Here is a 16,696-nt window from a genome sequence, read left to right as displayed (position 1 = left end):
ACGAGGGCCGTCGTGATCGAGATTCCGACCGACCTTCCGGCCGACCTCGTCCCGCTGTCGTGGCTGATCGGGGTGTGGGAGGGGACCGGCGTCATCGACTACGAGGCCGACGGTCGCACCTTCTCGGGCGAGTTCGCGCACCGCGTGAGCTTCAGCCATGACGGTGGCGACTTCTTGAACTACTCGGCGCACGCGTGGCTGCTCGACGGTGAAGACCGTCGCGCCCTGGTGTCCGAGACCGGTTACTGGCGGGTGGCTCGTCCGGCCACCGACGCCGATGCCGGACCCGCGCTCCTCCCGCCGACCGAGTCCGCGCCGCGCCGCACCGCGGACGACGTCGAGACGCTCCGCACCGCCGAGGGCGGGTTCCCGCTCGAGGTGAGCGTGGCCCACTCGAACGGCGTCCTCGAGCTGTACATCGGCCAGGTGCGGGGGCCCCGCGTCGACCTCGCGAGCGACGCGATCGTCCGCACGGCGGGCGCCAAGCCGTACGCTTCCGCCACCCGTCTCTACGGCCTCGTCGACGACCACCTGCTGTGGGCGTGGGACATCGCAGCGTTCGGCCGCGAACTCGCCTCCCACGCGTCCGCCCGTCTGGCTCGGGCCGAGTGATGGCGTCGCTCTCGGAGGTTCCCGGCGCGATCGTCGATGAGGCGGGCCTCCGCCACGTCGGTTCGCCCCTGACCGAGCAGCGCCGGCTCGCATCCGGCGCGGCGCTCGCACCGCTGGGAGAACGTCGGGTGCTGTCGGTGGACGGCCCCGATCGGCTGAGCTGGCTCGACTCGCTGTCGTCGCAGGCCCTGACGCATCTGCCCTCGGGCGTGTCGACCGAGATGCTCATCCTCGATCCGAACGGTCGCGTCGAGCACGCCGCGTCGGTCATCGATGACGGCGAGACCACCTGGCTGATCGTGGATGCCGCCGACGCCGAGCCCCTCGCCGCGTGGCTCGGCCGCATGCGCTTCCGCCTGCGTGTCGAGGTGCGCGACCGGTCGGAAGAGGCTTTCGTGATCGGCGGGACACGCGCTGCGGTGGGGTCGCTGAACTCGCTCGCCCCTGCGGGGGTCCCCGTCGTGTGGGTCGACCCGTGGCCCGAAGTCTCTCCGGGTGGTTGGGCGTACGCCCGCGTCGAGGATCATCCCGGCGCCGACCGTGACTGGGCGGAAGCCGTCGTGGATACCGCGGAATTCGACCGCATCGTCGCCGCGGCGGTGGCCGGCGAGGTGTCCCTCGCCGGGCGCGAGGCCGTCGAGGCACTCCGGGTCGCCGCGTGGCGTCCGCGCGTGTCGGTCGACGCGGACGAGCGGCTGCTGCCGCACGAAATGGACTGGCTTCGCACCGCCGTGCACCTGTCGAAGGGTTGCTACCGCGGCCAGGAGACCGTCGCGAAGGTGCACAACCTCGGTCATCCGCCGCGCCGCGTGGTCGCGCTCCAGCTCGACGGCAGCGACAGCGTGCTCCCGTCGCGCGGTGACGTGGTGCGCGTCGGTGACGACGCGATCGGGGCCGTGACCTCCGTCGCCGTGCACTACGAGGAGGGCCCCATCGCGCTCGCCCTCGTCAAGCGCACCGCGCCCGCCGACGTGCCATACGTGGTCGACACCGCGGACGGTCCGATCGCCGCCGCGGTCGAGACGGTCGTGCCCGCCGACGCGGGGGCCACCGCCGGGGTTCCGCGGCTGCCGCGCCTCGGACGCCGACGCGCCGCGGGATGACAGGCGAGGAGTCCTCGACGACCGTCGGCGTCGTCGTGCCGCGCTCGCGCCTGCGCACGACGCTTCGACGTCGGTGGGGTCGTGTGCGCGAGTCGCTCCCCGCCATCGTGCAGATCGTCGTCGCCGCGACCGCGGCGTTCGTGTTCGCGCATTTCGTGCTCGGACACACCGTTCCCCTTCTCGCGGCGACCGTGACGGTGTCGAGCCTCGGCCTGGTGCGGGACGCCCGACCGTGGCGCGTCGCCGAGACCGTCGCGGGGATGCTCGTCGGCATCCTGCTCGCCGAGCTGGTCCTCCTGATCGCGGGCGCCGGGTGGTGGCAGATCGCGGTGGCGATGTTCGTGACTCTCGTCGTGGCGCGGTTCCTCTCGCCGCAGCCGGGGTTCGCGCTGGCCGCCGTGGTCCAGTCGCTCATCGCCCTGGTGATCGTGACCGGCGCCCCGTTCGTCCGTCTCATCGACGGCGTCGTCGGGGGAGTGGCGGCCCTGCTCGTGACGGCGCTGATCCCGCGTACTCTCCGCCGCACGGAACTGCGGGATGCCGACGAGCTCTTCGACGCGTTCGACGTCGCCATCGCGACGATCGTCCGTGCGCTCCGGCGTGGCGACCGTGCTCGTGCCGAGCGGGGGCTGGAACGCGCGCGAGCGCTGCAGACCTACGTGGACGCGTGGAGCGGCTCGCTCGAATCCGGGCAGGAAGTGGCCCGGATCTCGCCGTTCCTGCGCCGCCAGCGGACCGAGCTGGAACGGCACGCCCGCGTCCGCGCCGCGATGGACCTGGCGACCCGCAACCTCCGCGTGGTGGGGCGACGGGCCGCGTACCTGTGCGCCGACGGTCAGTCGCGGGCCGTTCCCGCAGACCTGCTCGCCGAGATCGAGCGCGGGGCGGGTCTCGTGCGCGACGCGCTCGACGACGTCTCGGTCGAACCCGCCGCCCGCGCGACGCTGGCGGCCCTCGCCGCCCGGCTCGACCCGGCACGCATCCTCCCCGACGGCAATGTCGGCGAGCTGAACCTCGTGGCCGCGATGCGGCCGCTGACGGTCGACCTGCTGGTGGCGACGGGTATGCCGTTCGCCGAGGCTCAGGCGCTCCTGCCGCGCGTGTGATCAGCCGGGGGCGACGGCGCTCCAGTCGACCCCGACTTCGCCGAGCCGCCAGCGCGATCGGCCCCGCACGGGCCACCCGTCGGCGGCCAGCGCCTCGACCGCGGTCCGCCACCGGTGCACGGGCCCGAACGGCGCGACCGCCGCGGCGCGGTTCCACTCGCGCTGGAGCGCGGCGACGTAGTCGTGCACCCGCTCGCCCGGGACGTTGCGGTGGATCAGCGCCTTCGGGAGCCGCTCGGCGAGGATCGCGGGATCGTCGAGATCCGCGAGCCGCAACGACACCGTGAGCGACCGGGGCACGGCATCCGCCCCCACCTCGACCCAGGTCACCACGCGGCCGATCTCATCGCACGTTCCCTCGACCAGGATGCCGTCGGGTGGGAGCCGCGCGCACATCCGCGCCCACGCCCCGGCGACGTCGGCCTCGTCGTACTGCCGCAGTACGTTCATCGCGCGGATCACTGCCGGGCGCCGTCCAGCGGGCGTCGGTACCTCGAAGCCGCCGAGCGCGAAGCCGATCCCCTCCACGCCCTCCGCCTGTGCCCGCGCCCGAGCGACGCGCTCGGGGTCGATCTCGAGTCCCAGGACCTCGACGTCGGCACGGGTGCGGCGGAGGCGCGCATGCAGTTCGAGGGGGGTCATGGCACTCGCTCCGAATCCGAGATCGACGACGAGGGGATCGTCCGCGCGTCGCAGCACCGGATGCCGCGCGATCCAACGGTCCACGCGGCGCAGGCGATTGACTCCCGTGGTGCCGCGCGTGGGGCGTCCGACGGGGGAGGGAGTCACTTGCGACATGATGCCAGGCGTCGGCTCCGAGGGGCTCGCTCGGCGTCGCTAGCATGGAGGCATGCCTCACACGCTGATCCTCCTCCGCCACGGGCAGAGCGAGTGGAACAAGACCAACCAGTTCACCGGCTGGGTCGACGTCCGGCTCACCGATCAGGGGAAGGCCGAGGCCCAGCGCGGCGGCGAACTCCTGAAGGAGTCGGGTGTGCTGCCCGACGTCCTGCACACCTCGGTGCTCAGCCGTGCCATCCAGACGGCCAACATCGCCCTCGACGCGGCCGATCGCCTCTGGATCCCCGTGAAGCGTTCGTGGCGTCTCAACGAGCGCCACTACGGTGCCCTGCAGGGCAAGGACAAGGCGCAGACGCTCGAGGAGTTCGGCAACGAGCAGTTCATGCTCTGGCGTCGTTCGTTCGACGTTCCGCCGCCGCCGCTGCCCGCTGATGACCAGTACAGCCAGGTCGGTGACCCGCGCTACGTCGGCATCGACGGCGAGGTGCCCGACACCGAGTCGCTGAAGATCGTCATCGACCGCATGCTCCCGTACTGGCACAGCGAGATCGTCCCCGACCTGCAGGCCGGCAAGACGGTGCTCGTCACCGCGCACGGCAACTCGCTGCGTGGCCTCGTCAAGCACCTCGAGGGAATCAGTGACGCCGATATCGCCGAGCTGAACATCCCCACCGGCATCCCGCTCGTCTACCAGCTCGACGACGACATGAAGCCGCTCGGACCCGGCGAGTACCTCGACCCCGAGGCCGCCGCGGCCGGTGCTGCTGCCGTCGCGGCGCAGGGCAACAAGAAGTAACGCCCGCGTCAACGAGAAGGGGGTGGATGCCAGTGGCATCCACCCCCTTCGACGTGTGCGGCGTCAGAGCGCTGTCGTCGGCGTGACGTCGTCGGCGCCGGCCCAGTCTCCGGTGGCGAGGTAGACGACCTTCTTGGACACCGAGACCGCGTGGTCGGCGAACCGCTCGTGATAGCGGCTGGCGAGCGTCGCGTCGACCGTTGCGGTGGCTTCGCCCTTCCACGAGTCGCCGAGCACCTTCTCGAAGACGCTGATGTGCAGTTCGTCAATGTCGTCGTCGACGTCGCGGATCTCCTCCGCGATACGCAGGTCCTGCGTGCGCAGCAGCTCGGCGAGCTTGCGTGCGACCTCCACGTCGAGCTCACCCATGCGGGTGAACGTGCTCTTGAGGCCCTTGGGGATGGCGCGCTCGGGGAAGCGGGAACGCGCGAGCTGAGCGATGTGCTCGGCCATGTCTCCCATACGTTCGAGCGAGGCGCTGACCCGGAGCGCCGTCACGACGATGCGGAGGTCGCGAGCGACAGGCTGCTGACGGGCGAGGATCTCGATCGCGAGCTCGTCGAGGGCCATGGCCTTCTCGTCGATGATCGCGTCGGCCTCGATCACCTCCTCTGCGAGGGAGACGTCGCTGCTGCCGAAGGCGCGCGTCGCACGGTCGATGGCGACCGCGACCAGATCGGCGATCTCGACCAGTCGACCTTGGACGTCCTCGAGGGACTGGTGGAACACTTCGCGCATCGCGATACCTTCCTCGTCGGCACGGCACACACATGTCCCGCGACCCTCCGGGATTCTTCCCACCGAAGGTTAACGAGTGGTGCTGTGACAGTGAATAGTAGCCGCTCGCCCTCGCCCTCCCCGTCTGAACGTCCGGTGACGTCCGATGGGCGGCTCTACGCTGGGGGCATGGATCACACGCAGCTCTCGCTGCTCGCGCTCCTCGTGGGAATCATCGTCGGGAGCTCCGTCGTGAGCCTCATCGTCGTCGCGCAGCGAGCCAGGGAACGGGCTCTCGCCCAGGGTTCCTCCGAGCTCCCCGAGGGCGTGCAGTCCATGCTCGGTGCCCTCGACGACCCCGCCGTGGTGTGCGACACGTCGGCGACCGTCCTGGCGCTGTCTCCAGCCGCCGAGGTCTTCGGGCTGGATGCCGGCAGCGCGATCGCCGACGACGATCTGCGCCGCGTCGCGCGGGCGGCGCGCGAGAACGGTGCCTCCGTCAGCGAGACGCTCCGGCTCCGGCGGGGTGCGGCGCCGGCCGAGCCGCGGCTCGTTGCCGTCCGTGCGGCACCCGTGTCGCCACGGCTGGTGCTCCTCGTGCTCCGCGACATCACCGAGCGCGAGCGCGTCGAGGAGATGCGCCGCGACTTCGTCGCCAACACCAGCCACGAACTGAAGACTCCGGTCGGTGCAGTGAGCCTCTTGGCCGAGGCGATCGAGTCCGCCGCGGACGATCCCGCGCAGGTGCGGTACTTCTCCGGTCGGCTGCAGGCGGAGATCCAGCGCCTCTCCGCGTTGACGAACCGGATCCTCAGCCTGTCGCGGCTTCAGGCGTCGGACGAGTTGAGCGAGGTGCGCGACGTCTCGATCGACGAGGTCGTCACGGCCGCGATCGAGTCGCACACGATCCAGGCCGACTCCGCCCAAGTCACCGTCGTGCGCGGGGGGACGAAGGGCCTGTGGGTCCGGGGCGAGCCGCAGATCCTGACCGAGGCGGTGGGCAACCTCATCGCGAACGCCATCGCCTACTCCCCGCAGGGTTCGAAGGTCGGGGTGGGGATCAAGCTCGACGAGGACGTCGTGGAGATCGCCGTCACCGACCGGGGAATCGGCATCCCCGAGAGCGATCAGCACCGCGTGTTCGAACGCTTCTACCGTGCCGACCAGGCGCGTTCGCGGCGCACCGGAGGCACGGGCCTCGGCCTGTCGATCGTCAAGCACGCCGTGCAGCGACACGGCGGTGAGGTTCGCCTGTGGTCTCGGCCCGAGCGCGGCTCGACGTTCACCATCCGCTTGCCCCGGTCCGAGGCGCCCGACCTCGACCTCGTTCGTCCCAAGGCGCGTCGCAAGAGCCGCAAGTCCGGCCCTGCAACCCGTCCCGCACCCGTGAAGGGAGACACCGCATGACCCGTGTTCTGATCGTCGAGGACGAGCCCGATCTCGCCGACCCGCTCGCCTACCTGCTGCGAAGGGAGGGCTACGAGGTCGAGATCGCCGAGGACGGCGCACTGGCTCTCACCGCGTTCCGCGAGCGCGGGGCCGACATCCTGCTGCTGGACCTCATGCTCCCGGGCATGCCGGGGACCGAGGTCTGCCGCCAGTTGCGTCTGACGTCCCAGGTGCCGATCATCATGCTGACCGCGAAGGATTCCGAGGTCGACATCGTGGTGGGGCTCGAGCTCGGAGCCGACGACTACGTCACCAAGCCCTACTCCACGCGCGAGCTCCTGGCTCGCATGCGCGCGGTCCTGCGTCGCCGCAGCCCGGAGGAGTCCGACCTGGATGAGCGCATCCTCAGCGGCGGGCGCGTGACCCTGGACATCGACCGGCACACCGTCTCGGTGGACGGCGGCGAGATCAACATGCCCCTGAAGGAGTTCGAGCTCCTCGAGGTGCTCATGCGCAACGCCGGACGCGTGCTCACCCGTGGCCAGCTCATCGACCGCGTCTGGGGGACCGACTACTTCGGCGACACCAAGACGCTCGACGTGCACATCAAGCGCATCCGGTCGCGCATCGAGCAGAGCCCGAGCGAGCCGTCGATGCTCGTCACCGTGCGCGGACTCGGGTACCGGTTCGAAGCCTGACCGGCCACGAACGACGAAGGCGCCGACGGGGATCCGTCGGCGCCTTCGTCGTGAAGATCAGGAGGACGGCGTCGGCGTCGGCGTGGCCGAGGGCTGCGTCGGAACGAGGGTGCTCGTCGGTGTGGGCGTGGGAGCGAGGGTCCTCAGGTACTCCAGCGCGCCGTCGAGGACGGGCACGTCGATGAGGGCGCCCTCGCCGTCGCCGGACTGGAAGAAGACGGGAACGGTCGAGCCGGGCGCGCCCTCGAAGCCGTCGAGAGCCAGGGGCTCGACGTCGTTGGCGAGGTCGCCGAGGCTCACGGTGCTGCTCGCGGGCACGATGACCGATGCGCGCACGGTGCTGCCCGCCTCGCCCACCTCGACGCGCAGGGTCTGAGCCTGGGTGGTGTCGTTGACGATGGCCGCGACGAGGTTGCCGGCCGTGCCCTCCTCGTCGGCGACGATGAGTGCGTTGCGCACCTGCAGCGGACCGGAGGCGGGAACGTTCACCCCGTCGGACGCCGAGTAGTCGATCGTGGTCGCCTGGGGTGCGACGAGGTTGCATCCCGTCGTCCCGAGAACGATGGCGGCCCCTACGGCCAGGGACGCGAACAGGCGCGTTTTCACGGATCCTCCCGGAACGACAGACGGCATCCAGATCATCCTACGGGGTCGGCGAGCGGGGCCCGGTTCGCGGGTGGCTCGCGCGCGGCCTCGCGGGCGCGGGAGCACGCGGCCTCGCGGGCGCGGAGAGGGGGATGAAGGGGGAGGCGGAACCTTAGCGCATCGGGGCCTGTGGTATCCTGGATGTTGCCGAAAGGACATAACTCCATGCTTTTTGAGGTTGGCGAGACCGTCGTTTACCCGCACCATGGCGCGGCCACGATCATCGAGGTCAAAGAACGCGTCATCAAGGGCGAGACGAAGAAGTACCTGAAGCTCAACGTCACGCAGGGCGACCTGGTCATCGAGGTCCCCGCCGACAACGTCGACCTCGTCGGCGTTCGTGACGTGATCGGCAAAGAGGGTCTCGACCGCGTCTTCGAGGTGCTGCGCGCGCCTTTCACCGAGGAGCCGACCAACTGGTCGCGTCGCTACAAGGCGAACCTCGAGAAGCTCGCGTCCGGCGACGTCATCAAGGTGAGCGAGGTCGTCCGCGACCTGTGGCGCCGCGACCAGGACCGCGGTCTGTCCGCCGGCGAGAAGCGCATGCTGGCCAAGGCCCGTCAGATCCTCGTGTCCGAGCTGGCGCTCGCCGAGAAGACCGACGAAGACCGCGCGAGCGTCGTTCTCGACGAGGTCCTCGCGTCCTGACGGCGCGCGCGGTTCCGACCCGCGTCCGCGCTAGCGTGGTCGGGTGATTCCCGCACCCGTTCCGCGTCTGGCCGTCATCGTCGTCGCCGCCGGCTCCGGCACCCGTTTGAACGGGGGCGCACCCAAGGCGTTCGTCGGTCTCGATGGGCACACGATTCTGCGCCACGCGCTGCGCGGCGTGTTCGCCGCTCCGCGTGCCCAGGTCGTCATCGCGGTGCCGCAGGGATACGAGGGCGCTGCGCTGACCGACGCGCGCGAGGTCGCCGGAGATCGCCTCGACCTCGTCTCGGTGGTCGCCGGCGGAGCAACGCGACAGTCGTCCGTCGCCGCCGGCGTGGCCGCTCTCTGGGCGGATGTCGACACGGTCCTGGTGCACGACGCCGCACGAGCGCTCACCCCGCCGGCGGTGTTCGCCCGGGTCGTCGCGGCCCTCGATGGCGGCGCCGAAGCCGTCATCCCGGCTGTCCCGGTGGTCGACACGATCAAGCGGGTGGACGCCGCGGGAGCGATCGTCGCGGCCGTCGACCGGTCTGAGCTCGCCGCCGCGCAGACCCCGCAGGGCTTCCGTCGGGATGTGCTGCAGGAAGCGGTCCGCGCTGCGGACGCCGAGCACACCGATGATGCGGCGCTCGTCGCGGCCGCGGGCCACACCGTGATCACCGTTGCCGGGGACGAGGCATCCTTCAAGATCACCACGGGCCCCGACCTCGAGCGCGCGAGAGCGTTGATCGCGGACGTCGAGCCCCGTGCCGAGCGCCACGCCGAGCTCGCGCGATCGCCCCGCGTGGGCATCGGCACCGACGTGCACGCCTTCGGCGGCGACGGCGTGCTGTGGCTGGCGGGGCTGGAATGGCCGGGGGAACCGGCGCTGTCGGGGCACTCCGACGGTGACGCCGTCGCGCACGCGATCGTCGACGCCCTCCTCGCGGCGGCCGGTCTCGGTGACATCGGCACGCATTTCGGTACTGACCGGCCGGAGTTCGCGGGCGCGCACGCCGAGGCCTTCCTCGCGCACACGCGGAACCTGTTGGGCGAGGCGGGCTGGCGGATCGGCAACGTCTCGGTCCAGGTGCAGGCCAATCGCCCGCGGTTCGCGGGTCGCCGTGCCGAAGCGGAGCGCGCATTGTCGGCTGCGCTCGGGGGTGCTCCCGTGTCGGTCAGCGCGACGACCACCGACGGCCTCGGTTTCACCGGGCGCGCCGAGGGCGTCGCCGCGTTCGCGACCGCGCTCGTCGTCCCGGCTTAGAGCTCGCGCATCATGAACGTCGACAACGGGTCGTCGCGGTACGACCCGAACGGCGGGCACTCCACGAACCCCTCGCTCGCGTAGAGCGACCGGGCGGCGAGGAAGTCGTCGCCGCTGCCCGTTTCCAGCCACAGGGTCCGGATGCCACGCTCCTGCGCTTCGGTCATGATGTGCCGCAGGATCGCCCGGCCGATCCCCTGACCGAGGAATCCGTCGGTGACGCGCATCGACTTGAGCTCCCCGGCATCCTCGCCGAACGGGGAGAGGGCGCCGATGCCGGCGAGCTCCCCGTCCACGCGCGCCGACCACAGCAGCGCGCCGTTGTCGACGAGGGCGTCGGCGTCGAGAGCGTGGCAGCTCTCCGGCGGGGTGTTCTCGAGCATGCCCGACACGTGCGCGGTCACGAGCGCGCGGGTGTCGGCCACGGCCACGTCATCGAGTCGGATCTCCAGCGGCATGCTGCGACCCTAACGCCCTCGTGTTTCGGGCACGGGTCGCCGTCAGGGGCGGCCGGTAGGCTTGTGCGGTGACCGTTCGGCTGTATGACACGAAAGCGCAGGCTCTGCGCGACTTCGTCCCCGTCGACCCCGCGAACGTCACGATGTACGTCTGCGGCCCCACGGTGCAGTCGGGTCCCCATATCGGACACGTCCGCGCGGCTCTCGCGTTCGACCTGCTGCGCCGCTGGCTCACGCACCGATTCGGGCGCGTGACGTTCGTGCGCAACGTCACCGACATCGACGACAAGGTGCTCGCCAACGCCACCGCGACCGAGCCGTGGTGGGCGCTGGCGTACCGCATGGAGCTGGAGTTCTCACGGGCCTACGCCGCCATCGGCATCCTGCCCCCGACCTACGAGCCGCGTGCCACCGCCTCGGTGACGCAGATGCAGGAGCTCATCGCCGAGCTCATCGACCGCGGACATGCCTACGCGTCCGCCGGCGACGTGTACTTCGACGTGCGCTCGTGGCCCGCGTACGGCGAGCTGACGCACCAGAGCGTGGATGCCATGGAGTCCGCCGCCGACGCCGACCCCCGCGGAAAGCGCGACCCCCGTGACTTCGCGCTGTGGAAGGGCGCGAAGGAGGGCGAGCCCGCTTCCGCCACCTGGACCTCGCCGTGGGGAGCCGGACGTCCGGGCTGGCACATCGAGTGCTCGGCGATGTCACGGCGCTACCTCGGTCCGGAGTTCGACATCCACGGCGGCGGTCTCGACCTGCGCTTCCCCCACCACGAGAACGAGATCGCGCAGTCCACGGCGGCGGGCGATCCGTTCGCGCGCTACTGGGTGCACAACGGCCTCGTGACGGTCAACGGCCAGAAGATGTCGAAGTCGCTCCGCAACTTCACGCTGGCCGACGACGTGCTCGCCGAGCGCGACCCGCGCGTCGTGCGCTACGCCCTCGCCACCGCGCACTATCGCTCGAGCCTTGACATCTCGGACCGCGCCTTTGACGAAGCGGCGAGCGCCCTCGGGCGGGTGGATGCCTTTCTCGCCACCGTCGAGCAGGTGTTCGGCTCGGCGTTGGGGGCAACTCTTCCGGTGGAGTTCGAGGACGCGCTCGACGACGACCTCAACGTGCCTCGCGCCCTCGCCGTTCTGCACGAGACCGTTCGCGCGGGGAACAGAACCTATGATTGGGCGGGCGACCCCAGCACTGAGGTCGAGAGATTCGCGTCGGACGTCCTCGGCATGGTCCATGTCCTCGGACTCGACCGTTCCGCCTTCCCGGGTTCTCGTGATCAGGCCGACGCCGCAGCGGAGTCACAGCTGAATGCGCTCATGCGCGAGCTCATCGCTGCACGCGGCCAGGCCCGCGCCGACAAGGACTGGGCGGCCGCCGATCGCATCCGTGATGCCATCGCCGCCGCCGGAATCACGCTGGAGGACACTCCGGCCGGAACCCATTGGAGTATCGATGCCTAAGCCTGGACGCCCGGGAGCACGCAACCCCGGCAAGAAGAAGGGCCCCCTGAAGGGCACCGGCGGCCACTCGCGCAAGGCGCTCGAGGGCAAGGGCCCCACGCCCAAGGCCGAGGATCGCGCCTGGCACGTCGCCGGCAAGCGCAAGGCGGCGCAGGAGCGCTACGCCGCCGCCGGCGGCAAGGGCAAGCCGGGGGTGCGTCCGATCGGCTCGTCGCAGGGCCGCGCGCGTTCGAAGCAGGCCGACGACACCGAGACGGTCACCGGCCGCAACTCGGTCCTCGAGGCGTTGCGCGCGAAGATCCCCGCGACGGCGTTCTACATCGCGCAGCGCGTCGAGATGGATGACCGCGTCAAGGAGATGCTGTCGATCGCCACGAACCGCGGCATTCCGGTGCTCGAGGTGACCCGTCCCGAGCTCGACCGCATGGCCGGGTTCGACGGCGTGCACCAGGGCGTCGCCCTGAAGGTGCCGCCGTACGAGTACGCCCACCCGCAGGACATGCTCGAGTCGATCATCGACCGGGGCGAACTGCCGCTGCTCGTGGCGCTCGACGGCGTGACCGACCCGCGCAACCTCGGTGCCATCATCCGGTCCACGGCGGCGTTCGGCGGACAGGGCCTCGTGCTGCCTCAGCGTCGCTCGGCGAGCGTGAACTCGGCGGCGTGGAAGACCAGCGCCGGCGCGGCCGCGCGCGTCCCGGTGGCTCTGGCGGCGAACCTCACCGCCACGCTCAAGGACTTCAAGAAGCAGGGCGTGTTCGTCCTGGGTCTCGCGGGGGACGGCGAAGTTTCGCTCCCCGAGCTGCAGCTCGCCGATCGTCCCGTGGTGATCGTCGTGGGGTCCGAGGGCAAGGGCCTGTCCCGCCTCGTCACCGAGACGTGCGACCAGGTCGTGTCGATCCCGATCTCGACCGCGACCGAGTCGCTCAACGCGGGCATCGCGGCATCCGTAGCGCTCTACCAGGTCTCGACGCTCCGCAACGCGGGCTGATCCCTCAGCCGCGCTGCATGCGCTGCAGCGTGGCGAGGGCGGGCTCCATCTCACCGCGTTCGATGGCGTGGCCGACCTCGACGATCGACTCGTTGACCGGCGTCGGGATGCCGAGACGCCGCCCCGCCGCCACGACGGCTCCGTTGATGTCGTCGACCTCGCTGTGGCGGCCCTTCCGCCAGTCCTGGAGCACCGTCGTCGTGGCACCGGGAACGGTGAAGCGCGTGTACAGCGCGTCGAGCATCGTCTCCACGACGTCGGGCGACGTGGCGATCGACTCGGCGGTCAGGCCGAAGATCGGCAGCACCCGGTGGTCGCCGGCGACCCGGAGCGCTTCGCGTCCCGCCTCGAGCATGAGGTCGCGCATGCCCGGCACCTCGATCGCGTCGACCATGGGCAGCCCGAGCGCCGCGGTCGGGACGAGGACCGAGGCGTTGCTGACGAGCTTCATCCACTTCGCCGACGCGATGTCGTCGACGCGGGCGACCTCGCCGGAGTGCGACAGGACGTCGGCCACATCGTGTCCGCGCGGAGCCGTGGCATCCACCGCGAACCACGAGCGCTCGGGGTCGACGTGGCGATGGACGACGCCGGGATCGGTCATCGTCGACGAGATCTCGATGACCGCGCCGACGCACCGGTCGGCACCGACCACGTCGGCGACCGTCTCGGTCGTCATGCCGTTCTGGACGGCCGCGATCGCACCATCGGGGGCGAGGTGCGGTTCGATGAGCGCGGCGGCCCATCGGGCGTCGTAGGCCTTCGTCACGAGCAGGACGAGGTCGAAAGGCTCGCGCAGCGTCGCGACCTCGCACAGGTGCAGCGTGCGGGGACGCACGTGCCGCGTGCCCGAGGGCATCTCGATCCGCAAGCCGTCGCGACGCATGGCCTCCACGTGCGCGGGCCACTGCTCGATGAGCACCGGATCCAGGCCCGCGTCGATGAGGTCGGCACCGATCGAGGCGCCGTTGGCGCCCGCACCCAGCACGGCGATGGACGGAGTGGACATGTCGCTCCTTCGTTGGAGTGTCAGCGAACGCGGTAGGGAGAGCTCGGGTCGTTCATGCATCACGACTGAACGAAAATCGGACTCTTGCCTCCGCCCTGTGGAGAGTGTAAACCAGGAACGAACATTCTCGATGGGGAGAAGGCCATGACCGACACCACACCCGCCGCCGAACAGTTCTCGGCCGACCGTCCGTTCGTCTTCCGCAACGCGACCGTGATCACCATGGACGAACAGGGCGTTCTCGACGACGCCGACGTCCTCGTGATCGGGCGCGATATCGCCGCGGTCGGACACCGTCTCGAGGTGCCCGAGGGCACGCTCGAGATCGACGCCGCAGGGGGCATCGTCACCCCCGGCTTCGTCGACACCCACCGCCACATGTGGCAGTCCGCACTTCGAGGGTATGGCGGCGACTGGGCGCTCAGCCAGTACTTCGTCTTCTACTACCTCAACTGGGGCGAGGTGTTCCGCCCCGAGGACGTCTACGCCGGCAACCTCCTCAGCGCCCTGGAATCAGTGGACACGGGCGTGACCACCACCCTCGACTGGTCGCACGGCCTCCGCACGCCCGAGTACGGCGAGGCCGCCCTGCAGGCGCTGCGCGAGATCCCCGGCCGCTTCGTGCTCGGCTACGGCAACTACCTCGGGGCGCCGTGGGAGTGGGCCAACGCCCCCGAGTTCCGCGATTTCGTGTCGAAGAACTTCTCCTCGCCCGACGACATGATGACGCTGCAGCTCGCGTTCGACGTCCCCGGGGCGTCCGACTTCCCCGAGCGCGGCGCGTTCGAGGCGGCCCGCGAGCTGGGGCTGCGCGTCACGACGCACGCGGGTGTGTGGGGCGCGACCACCGACACCGCGATCACCCAGATGTACGAGGCCGGGTTCATGACGCCCGAGGTCACCTACGTGCACTCGGCGTCCCTGAACGAGCAGAGCTATCAGAAGATCGCCGCGACCGGCGGCACCGTGTCGGTCGCGACGGAGTCGGAGCAGAGTGCTGGCCAGGGGTACCCCTCGACGTGGGCGATCCGCAAGCACGGCATCCCGGCATCCCTGTCGATGGACACGAGCGTCTGGTGGAGCGCCGACTTCTTCTCGGCGATGCGCGCCACCCTCAGCGCCGACCGCTCGCGCGACCACCTCGAAGCGCACGCGCGCGGCGAGACGATCGTCGCGAACCGCCTTCGTGCCGAGGACGTCCTGCGCATGGCGACGATGGGCGGCGCCCTCTCGATCGGTCTCGAAGATCGAATCGGCTCGCTGACCCCGGGCAAGCGCGCCGACATCGTGCTCATCAAGAACGACGAGTCCCCGGCGATGACCCCGATCCTGCACCCCTACGCCCACGTCGTCTATCAGGCCGGCACGGCCGACGTGCACACCGTCGTCGTGGACGGCAAGGTCGTGAAGTACCAGGGCAAGCGCATCGGCCTGCCGCTCGCACCCGTCCGCGACAAGGTCGCGGCATCGGTCGAGTACGTGCGGTCGAAGCTGGGGGAGCAGGCGTGGGCCGAGGGCATGCACCCCGAGATCCCCGTCGACGAGGAGATCGAGAACCCGTACCGCTACACCGACGGCGACGCGCATGTCGTCGCCCGCGCCAACGACTGAGAGGGCCGCATGATCCTGCACGCCGCACTGTTCACCTGGAGACCCGAGGTCGGCCCCGAGGAGGTGGAGGCGCTGACGGGAGCGCTCGAGGAGATGGCGGCGGCGTTGCCGGTGCTCCGCGGATACCGCTGCGGCGCGAACCTGCGGCTCCGTCCGAGTCCGGCCGACTACGGCGTCGTCGCGCTCGTCGCGGACGAGGAGGCCCTTGCGGTGTACCTCGACTCGCCCGAGCACGCCGCGGTGTACGAGGCGCACCTCTCGCGCATGATCGAGTCGCGTCAGGCCGTGCAGCTCGAGGTACCCGACGGGACCGCCCTGTGACGCGCATGCGTGCGGCCGTCCTCTACGGCGCCGGGGATCTGCGGATCGAGGATCGCCCCGTTCCCGCCCCCGGCCCGGGCGAGGCCCTCGTGCGGGTCACCGGGTGCGGAGTGTGCGGATCGGATGCCACGGAGTTCTCGCGCGGTCCGGTCCTCACTCACCTGCCGGTCGTCCTCGGCCACGAGTTCACCGGCACGGTGGAAGCGGTGGGCGACGGCGTCGACCTGCCCGTCGGAGCGCAGGTCGTCTGCGGGGCGGGCATCTCGTGCGGCGAGTGCAAGCCCTGCCGCGCCGGGCGCACGAACCTCTGTCGGCGGTACCGCACGGCGGGGTTGCAGGTCGACGGCGGGCTCGCGGAGTTCGTGCGCGTGCCCGCCGCGACGCTGCTCGACGTGACCGCGTGGGGGCTGGCATCCGATACTCTCGCGCTCGCGCAGCCGATGGCCATCGCCGTGCACGCCGTCTCGCGCAGTGGCCTGTCGGCGGGCCAGGATGCCGTCGTCCTCGGGATCGGCGGGATCGGCGCCTTCATCACCTATGCCGCGGCGGCGGTCGGGGCGCGCGTGCTCGCGGTCGACCGGTCGCAGGACCGGCTCGACCTCGCGCGGGCTCTCGGCGCCGAGCGGACCCTGCTCGCGGGGGAGGACTCCGTCGCCGGAGAGCTCGCCGCCGCAGGGCGCGAGGCCGACGTGCTGTTCGAGGTGAGCGGTTCGCGCGCGGGGTGGGACGAGGTCGTGGCCGCGGCGCTGCCGGGAGCGGTCCTGGTGCCGGTCGGCATCCAGCGGGAAGACGTGCCGGTGCCCCTCGGCGCCTGGACCCTGCGCGAGCTCACGATCGTCGGTACGGTCGCGCACGTGATCGCGGCGGATCTGCCGCGCGCGGTGGAACTGCTGGCCGGTCGGGCCGACTGGACGGATGTCGCCGACGAGGTCCTGCCCCTCGACGAGGTCGCCGATGGGGCGCTGGAGCCGCTCACCCGGGGCGGATCGCGCCAGATCAAGACGGTGATCGACCCGACGGCCTCGCACCGTCGCGTCGCGCGGCACGGCGTCCGGTCGGCGACGGCCTGACGCCGA

18 protein-coding genes are annotated in these 16,696 nt (G+C 70.8%); 13 read left to right on the top strand and 5 right to left on the bottom strand.

Annotated elements, in window-relative coordinates:
- The first annotated feature begins 12 nt into the window (after positions 1 to 12).
- From AC3WLZ_RS11655 to AC3WLZ_RS11645, 3 genes are read left to right on the top strand one after another with little or no spacing between them, the layout of a single operon-like run.
- The gene (locus AC3WLZ_RS11655; protein WP_492470120.1) at positions 13 to 612 is read left to right on the top strand and encodes a heme-binding beta-barrel domain-containing protein; all 600 of its coding nucleotides are present in this window, start codon (positions 13 to 15) and stop codon (positions 610 to 612) included.
- Entirely contained in the window at positions 612 to 1,715 is a 1,104-nt protein-coding gene (gene ygfZ / locus AC3WLZ_RS11650; RefSeq protein WP_492470119.1) for a CAF17-like 4Fe-4S cluster assembly/insertion protein YgfZ, read from the top strand. The genes AC3WLZ_RS11655 and ygfZ overlap by 1 nt, the downstream gene beginning before the upstream one ends.
- A complete protein-coding gene (locus AC3WLZ_RS11645; protein ID WP_492470118.1) occupies positions 1,712 to 2,821 on the top strand; it encodes an FUSC family protein in 1,110 nt (369 codons plus the stop codon). The genes ygfZ and AC3WLZ_RS11645 overlap by 4 nt, the downstream gene beginning before the upstream one ends.
- Here AC3WLZ_RS11645 and AC3WLZ_RS11640 read toward each other — a convergent pair whose 3' ends face one another.
- Positions 2,822 to 3,619: a class I SAM-dependent methyltransferase gene (locus tag AC3WLZ_RS11640; RefSeq protein WP_492470117.1), complete on the bottom strand. Its 798-nt coding sequence runs from the start codon at positions 3,617 to 3,619 to the stop codon at positions 2,822 to 2,824.
- Positions 3,620 to 3,671: 52 nt separating this feature from the next.
- Between AC3WLZ_RS11640 and AC3WLZ_RS11635 the strand changes: the two genes are divergently transcribed.
- Positions 3,672 to 4,418 (top strand): phosphoglyceromutase, encoded by a 747-nt coding sequence (locus AC3WLZ_RS11635; RefSeq protein WP_412925094.1) that lies wholly within the window; start codon positions 3,672 to 3,674, stop codon positions 4,416 to 4,418.
- A gap of 63 nt (positions 4,419 to 4,481) precedes the next feature.
- Here AC3WLZ_RS11635 and phoU read toward each other — a convergent pair whose 3' ends face one another.
- A complete protein-coding gene (phoU, locus tag AC3WLZ_RS11630; RefSeq protein ID WP_412925093.1) occupies positions 4,482 to 5,156 on the bottom strand; it encodes a phosphate signaling complex protein PhoU in 675 nt (224 codons plus the stop codon).
- A gap of 168 nt (positions 5,157 to 5,324) precedes the next feature.
- On the opposite strand from phoU, the gene AC3WLZ_RS11625 reads away from it, so the two are divergent.
- Both AC3WLZ_RS11625 and AC3WLZ_RS11620 read left to right on the top strand, forming a co-directional pair.
- Positions 5,325 to 6,542, top strand: a complete 1,218-nt coding sequence (locus AC3WLZ_RS11625) for a sensor histidine kinase (protein ID WP_412925092.1) — start codon at positions 5,325 to 5,327, stop codon at positions 6,540 to 6,542.
- A complete protein-coding gene (locus AC3WLZ_RS11620) occupies positions 6,539 to 7,222 on the top strand; it encodes a response regulator (protein WP_412925091.1) in 684 nt (227 codons plus the stop codon). The genes AC3WLZ_RS11625 and AC3WLZ_RS11620 overlap by 4 nt, the downstream gene beginning before the upstream one ends.
- A 57-nt stretch (positions 7,223 to 7,279) precedes the next feature.
- Here the strand turns inward: AC3WLZ_RS11620 and AC3WLZ_RS11615 are convergent, their stop codons facing one another.
- Positions 7,280 to 7,828 (bottom strand): DNA modification methylase, encoded by a 549-nt coding sequence (locus AC3WLZ_RS11615; protein WP_492470116.1) that lies wholly within the window; start codon positions 7,826 to 7,828, stop codon positions 7,280 to 7,282.
- Between the two features lie 204 nt (positions 7,829 to 8,032).
- Between AC3WLZ_RS11615 and AC3WLZ_RS11610 the strand changes: the two genes are divergently transcribed.
- Together AC3WLZ_RS11610 and ispD are read left to right on the top strand one after the other, a co-directional pair.
- Entirely contained in the window at positions 8,033 to 8,515 is a 483-nt protein-coding gene (locus tag AC3WLZ_RS11610; protein WP_056229249.1) for a CarD family transcriptional regulator, read from the top strand.
- Between the two features lie 43 nt (positions 8,516 to 8,558).
- Positions 8,559 to 9,761, top strand: coding sequence for a 2-C-methyl-D-erythritol 4-phosphate cytidylyltransferase (gene ispD, locus AC3WLZ_RS11605; RefSeq protein WP_492470115.1), 1,203 nt, complete (start codon positions 8,559 to 8,561; stop codon positions 9,759 to 9,761).
- Here the strand turns inward: ispD and AC3WLZ_RS11600 are convergent.
- Entirely contained in the window at positions 9,758 to 10,219 is a 462-nt protein-coding gene (locus tag AC3WLZ_RS11600) for a GNAT family N-acetyltransferase (protein WP_492470114.1), read from the bottom strand. The genes ispD and AC3WLZ_RS11600 overlap by 4 nt on opposite strands.
- A 68-nt stretch (positions 10,220 to 10,287) precedes the next feature.
- Here AC3WLZ_RS11600 and cysS point away from each other — a divergent pair, with 68 nt between their 5' ends.
- Positions 10,288 to 11,688 (top strand): cysteine--tRNA ligase, encoded by a 1,401-nt coding sequence (cysS, locus tag AC3WLZ_RS11595; protein WP_492470113.1) that lies wholly within the window; start codon positions 10,288 to 10,290, stop codon positions 11,686 to 11,688.
- Complete coding sequence (rlmB, locus tag AC3WLZ_RS11590) at positions 11,681 to 12,679, top strand: 23S rRNA (guanosine(2251)-2'-O)-methyltransferase RlmB (RefSeq protein WP_412925086.1); 999 nt, start codon at positions 11,681 to 11,683, stop codon at positions 12,677 to 12,679. The genes cysS and rlmB overlap by 8 nt, the downstream gene beginning before the upstream one ends.
- 4 nt (positions 12,680 to 12,683) lie before the next feature.
- On the opposite strand, the gene AC3WLZ_RS11585 is transcribed toward rlmB, so the two are convergent.
- Complete coding sequence (locus AC3WLZ_RS11585) at positions 12,684 to 13,688, bottom strand: ketopantoate reductase family protein (RefSeq protein ID WP_492470112.1); 1,005 nt, start codon at positions 13,686 to 13,688, stop codon at positions 12,684 to 12,686.
- Positions 13,689 to 13,832: 144 nt separating this feature from the next.
- Here AC3WLZ_RS11585 and AC3WLZ_RS11580 point away from each other — a divergent pair, with 144 nt between their 5' ends.
- From AC3WLZ_RS11580 to AC3WLZ_RS11570, 3 genes are read left to right on the top strand one after another with little or no spacing between them, the layout of a single operon-like run.
- On the top strand, positions 13,833 to 15,299 hold the full coding sequence (locus tag AC3WLZ_RS11580; RefSeq protein ID WP_412925084.1) for an amidohydrolase family protein: 1,467 nt from the start codon (positions 13,833 to 13,835) through the stop codon (positions 15,297 to 15,299).
- Positions 15,300 to 15,308: 9 nt separating this feature from the next.
- Positions 15,309 to 15,620 (top strand): Dabb family protein, encoded by a 312-nt coding sequence (locus AC3WLZ_RS11575; protein WP_492470111.1) that lies wholly within the window; start codon positions 15,309 to 15,311, stop codon positions 15,618 to 15,620.
- 5 nt (positions 15,621 to 15,625) lie between these two features.
- The gene (locus tag AC3WLZ_RS11570; protein WP_492470979.1) at positions 15,626 to 16,690 is read left to right on the top strand and encodes a zinc-dependent alcohol dehydrogenase; all 1,065 of its coding nucleotides are present in this window, start codon (positions 15,626 to 15,628) and stop codon (positions 16,688 to 16,690) included.
- Positions 16,691 to 16,696 lie beyond the last annotated feature (6 nt).

This window comes from Microbacterium sp. FW305-3-2-15-F-LB2, from assembly GCF_058787255.1.
This window is presented reverse-complemented; position numbering and strand designations above follow the sequence as displayed.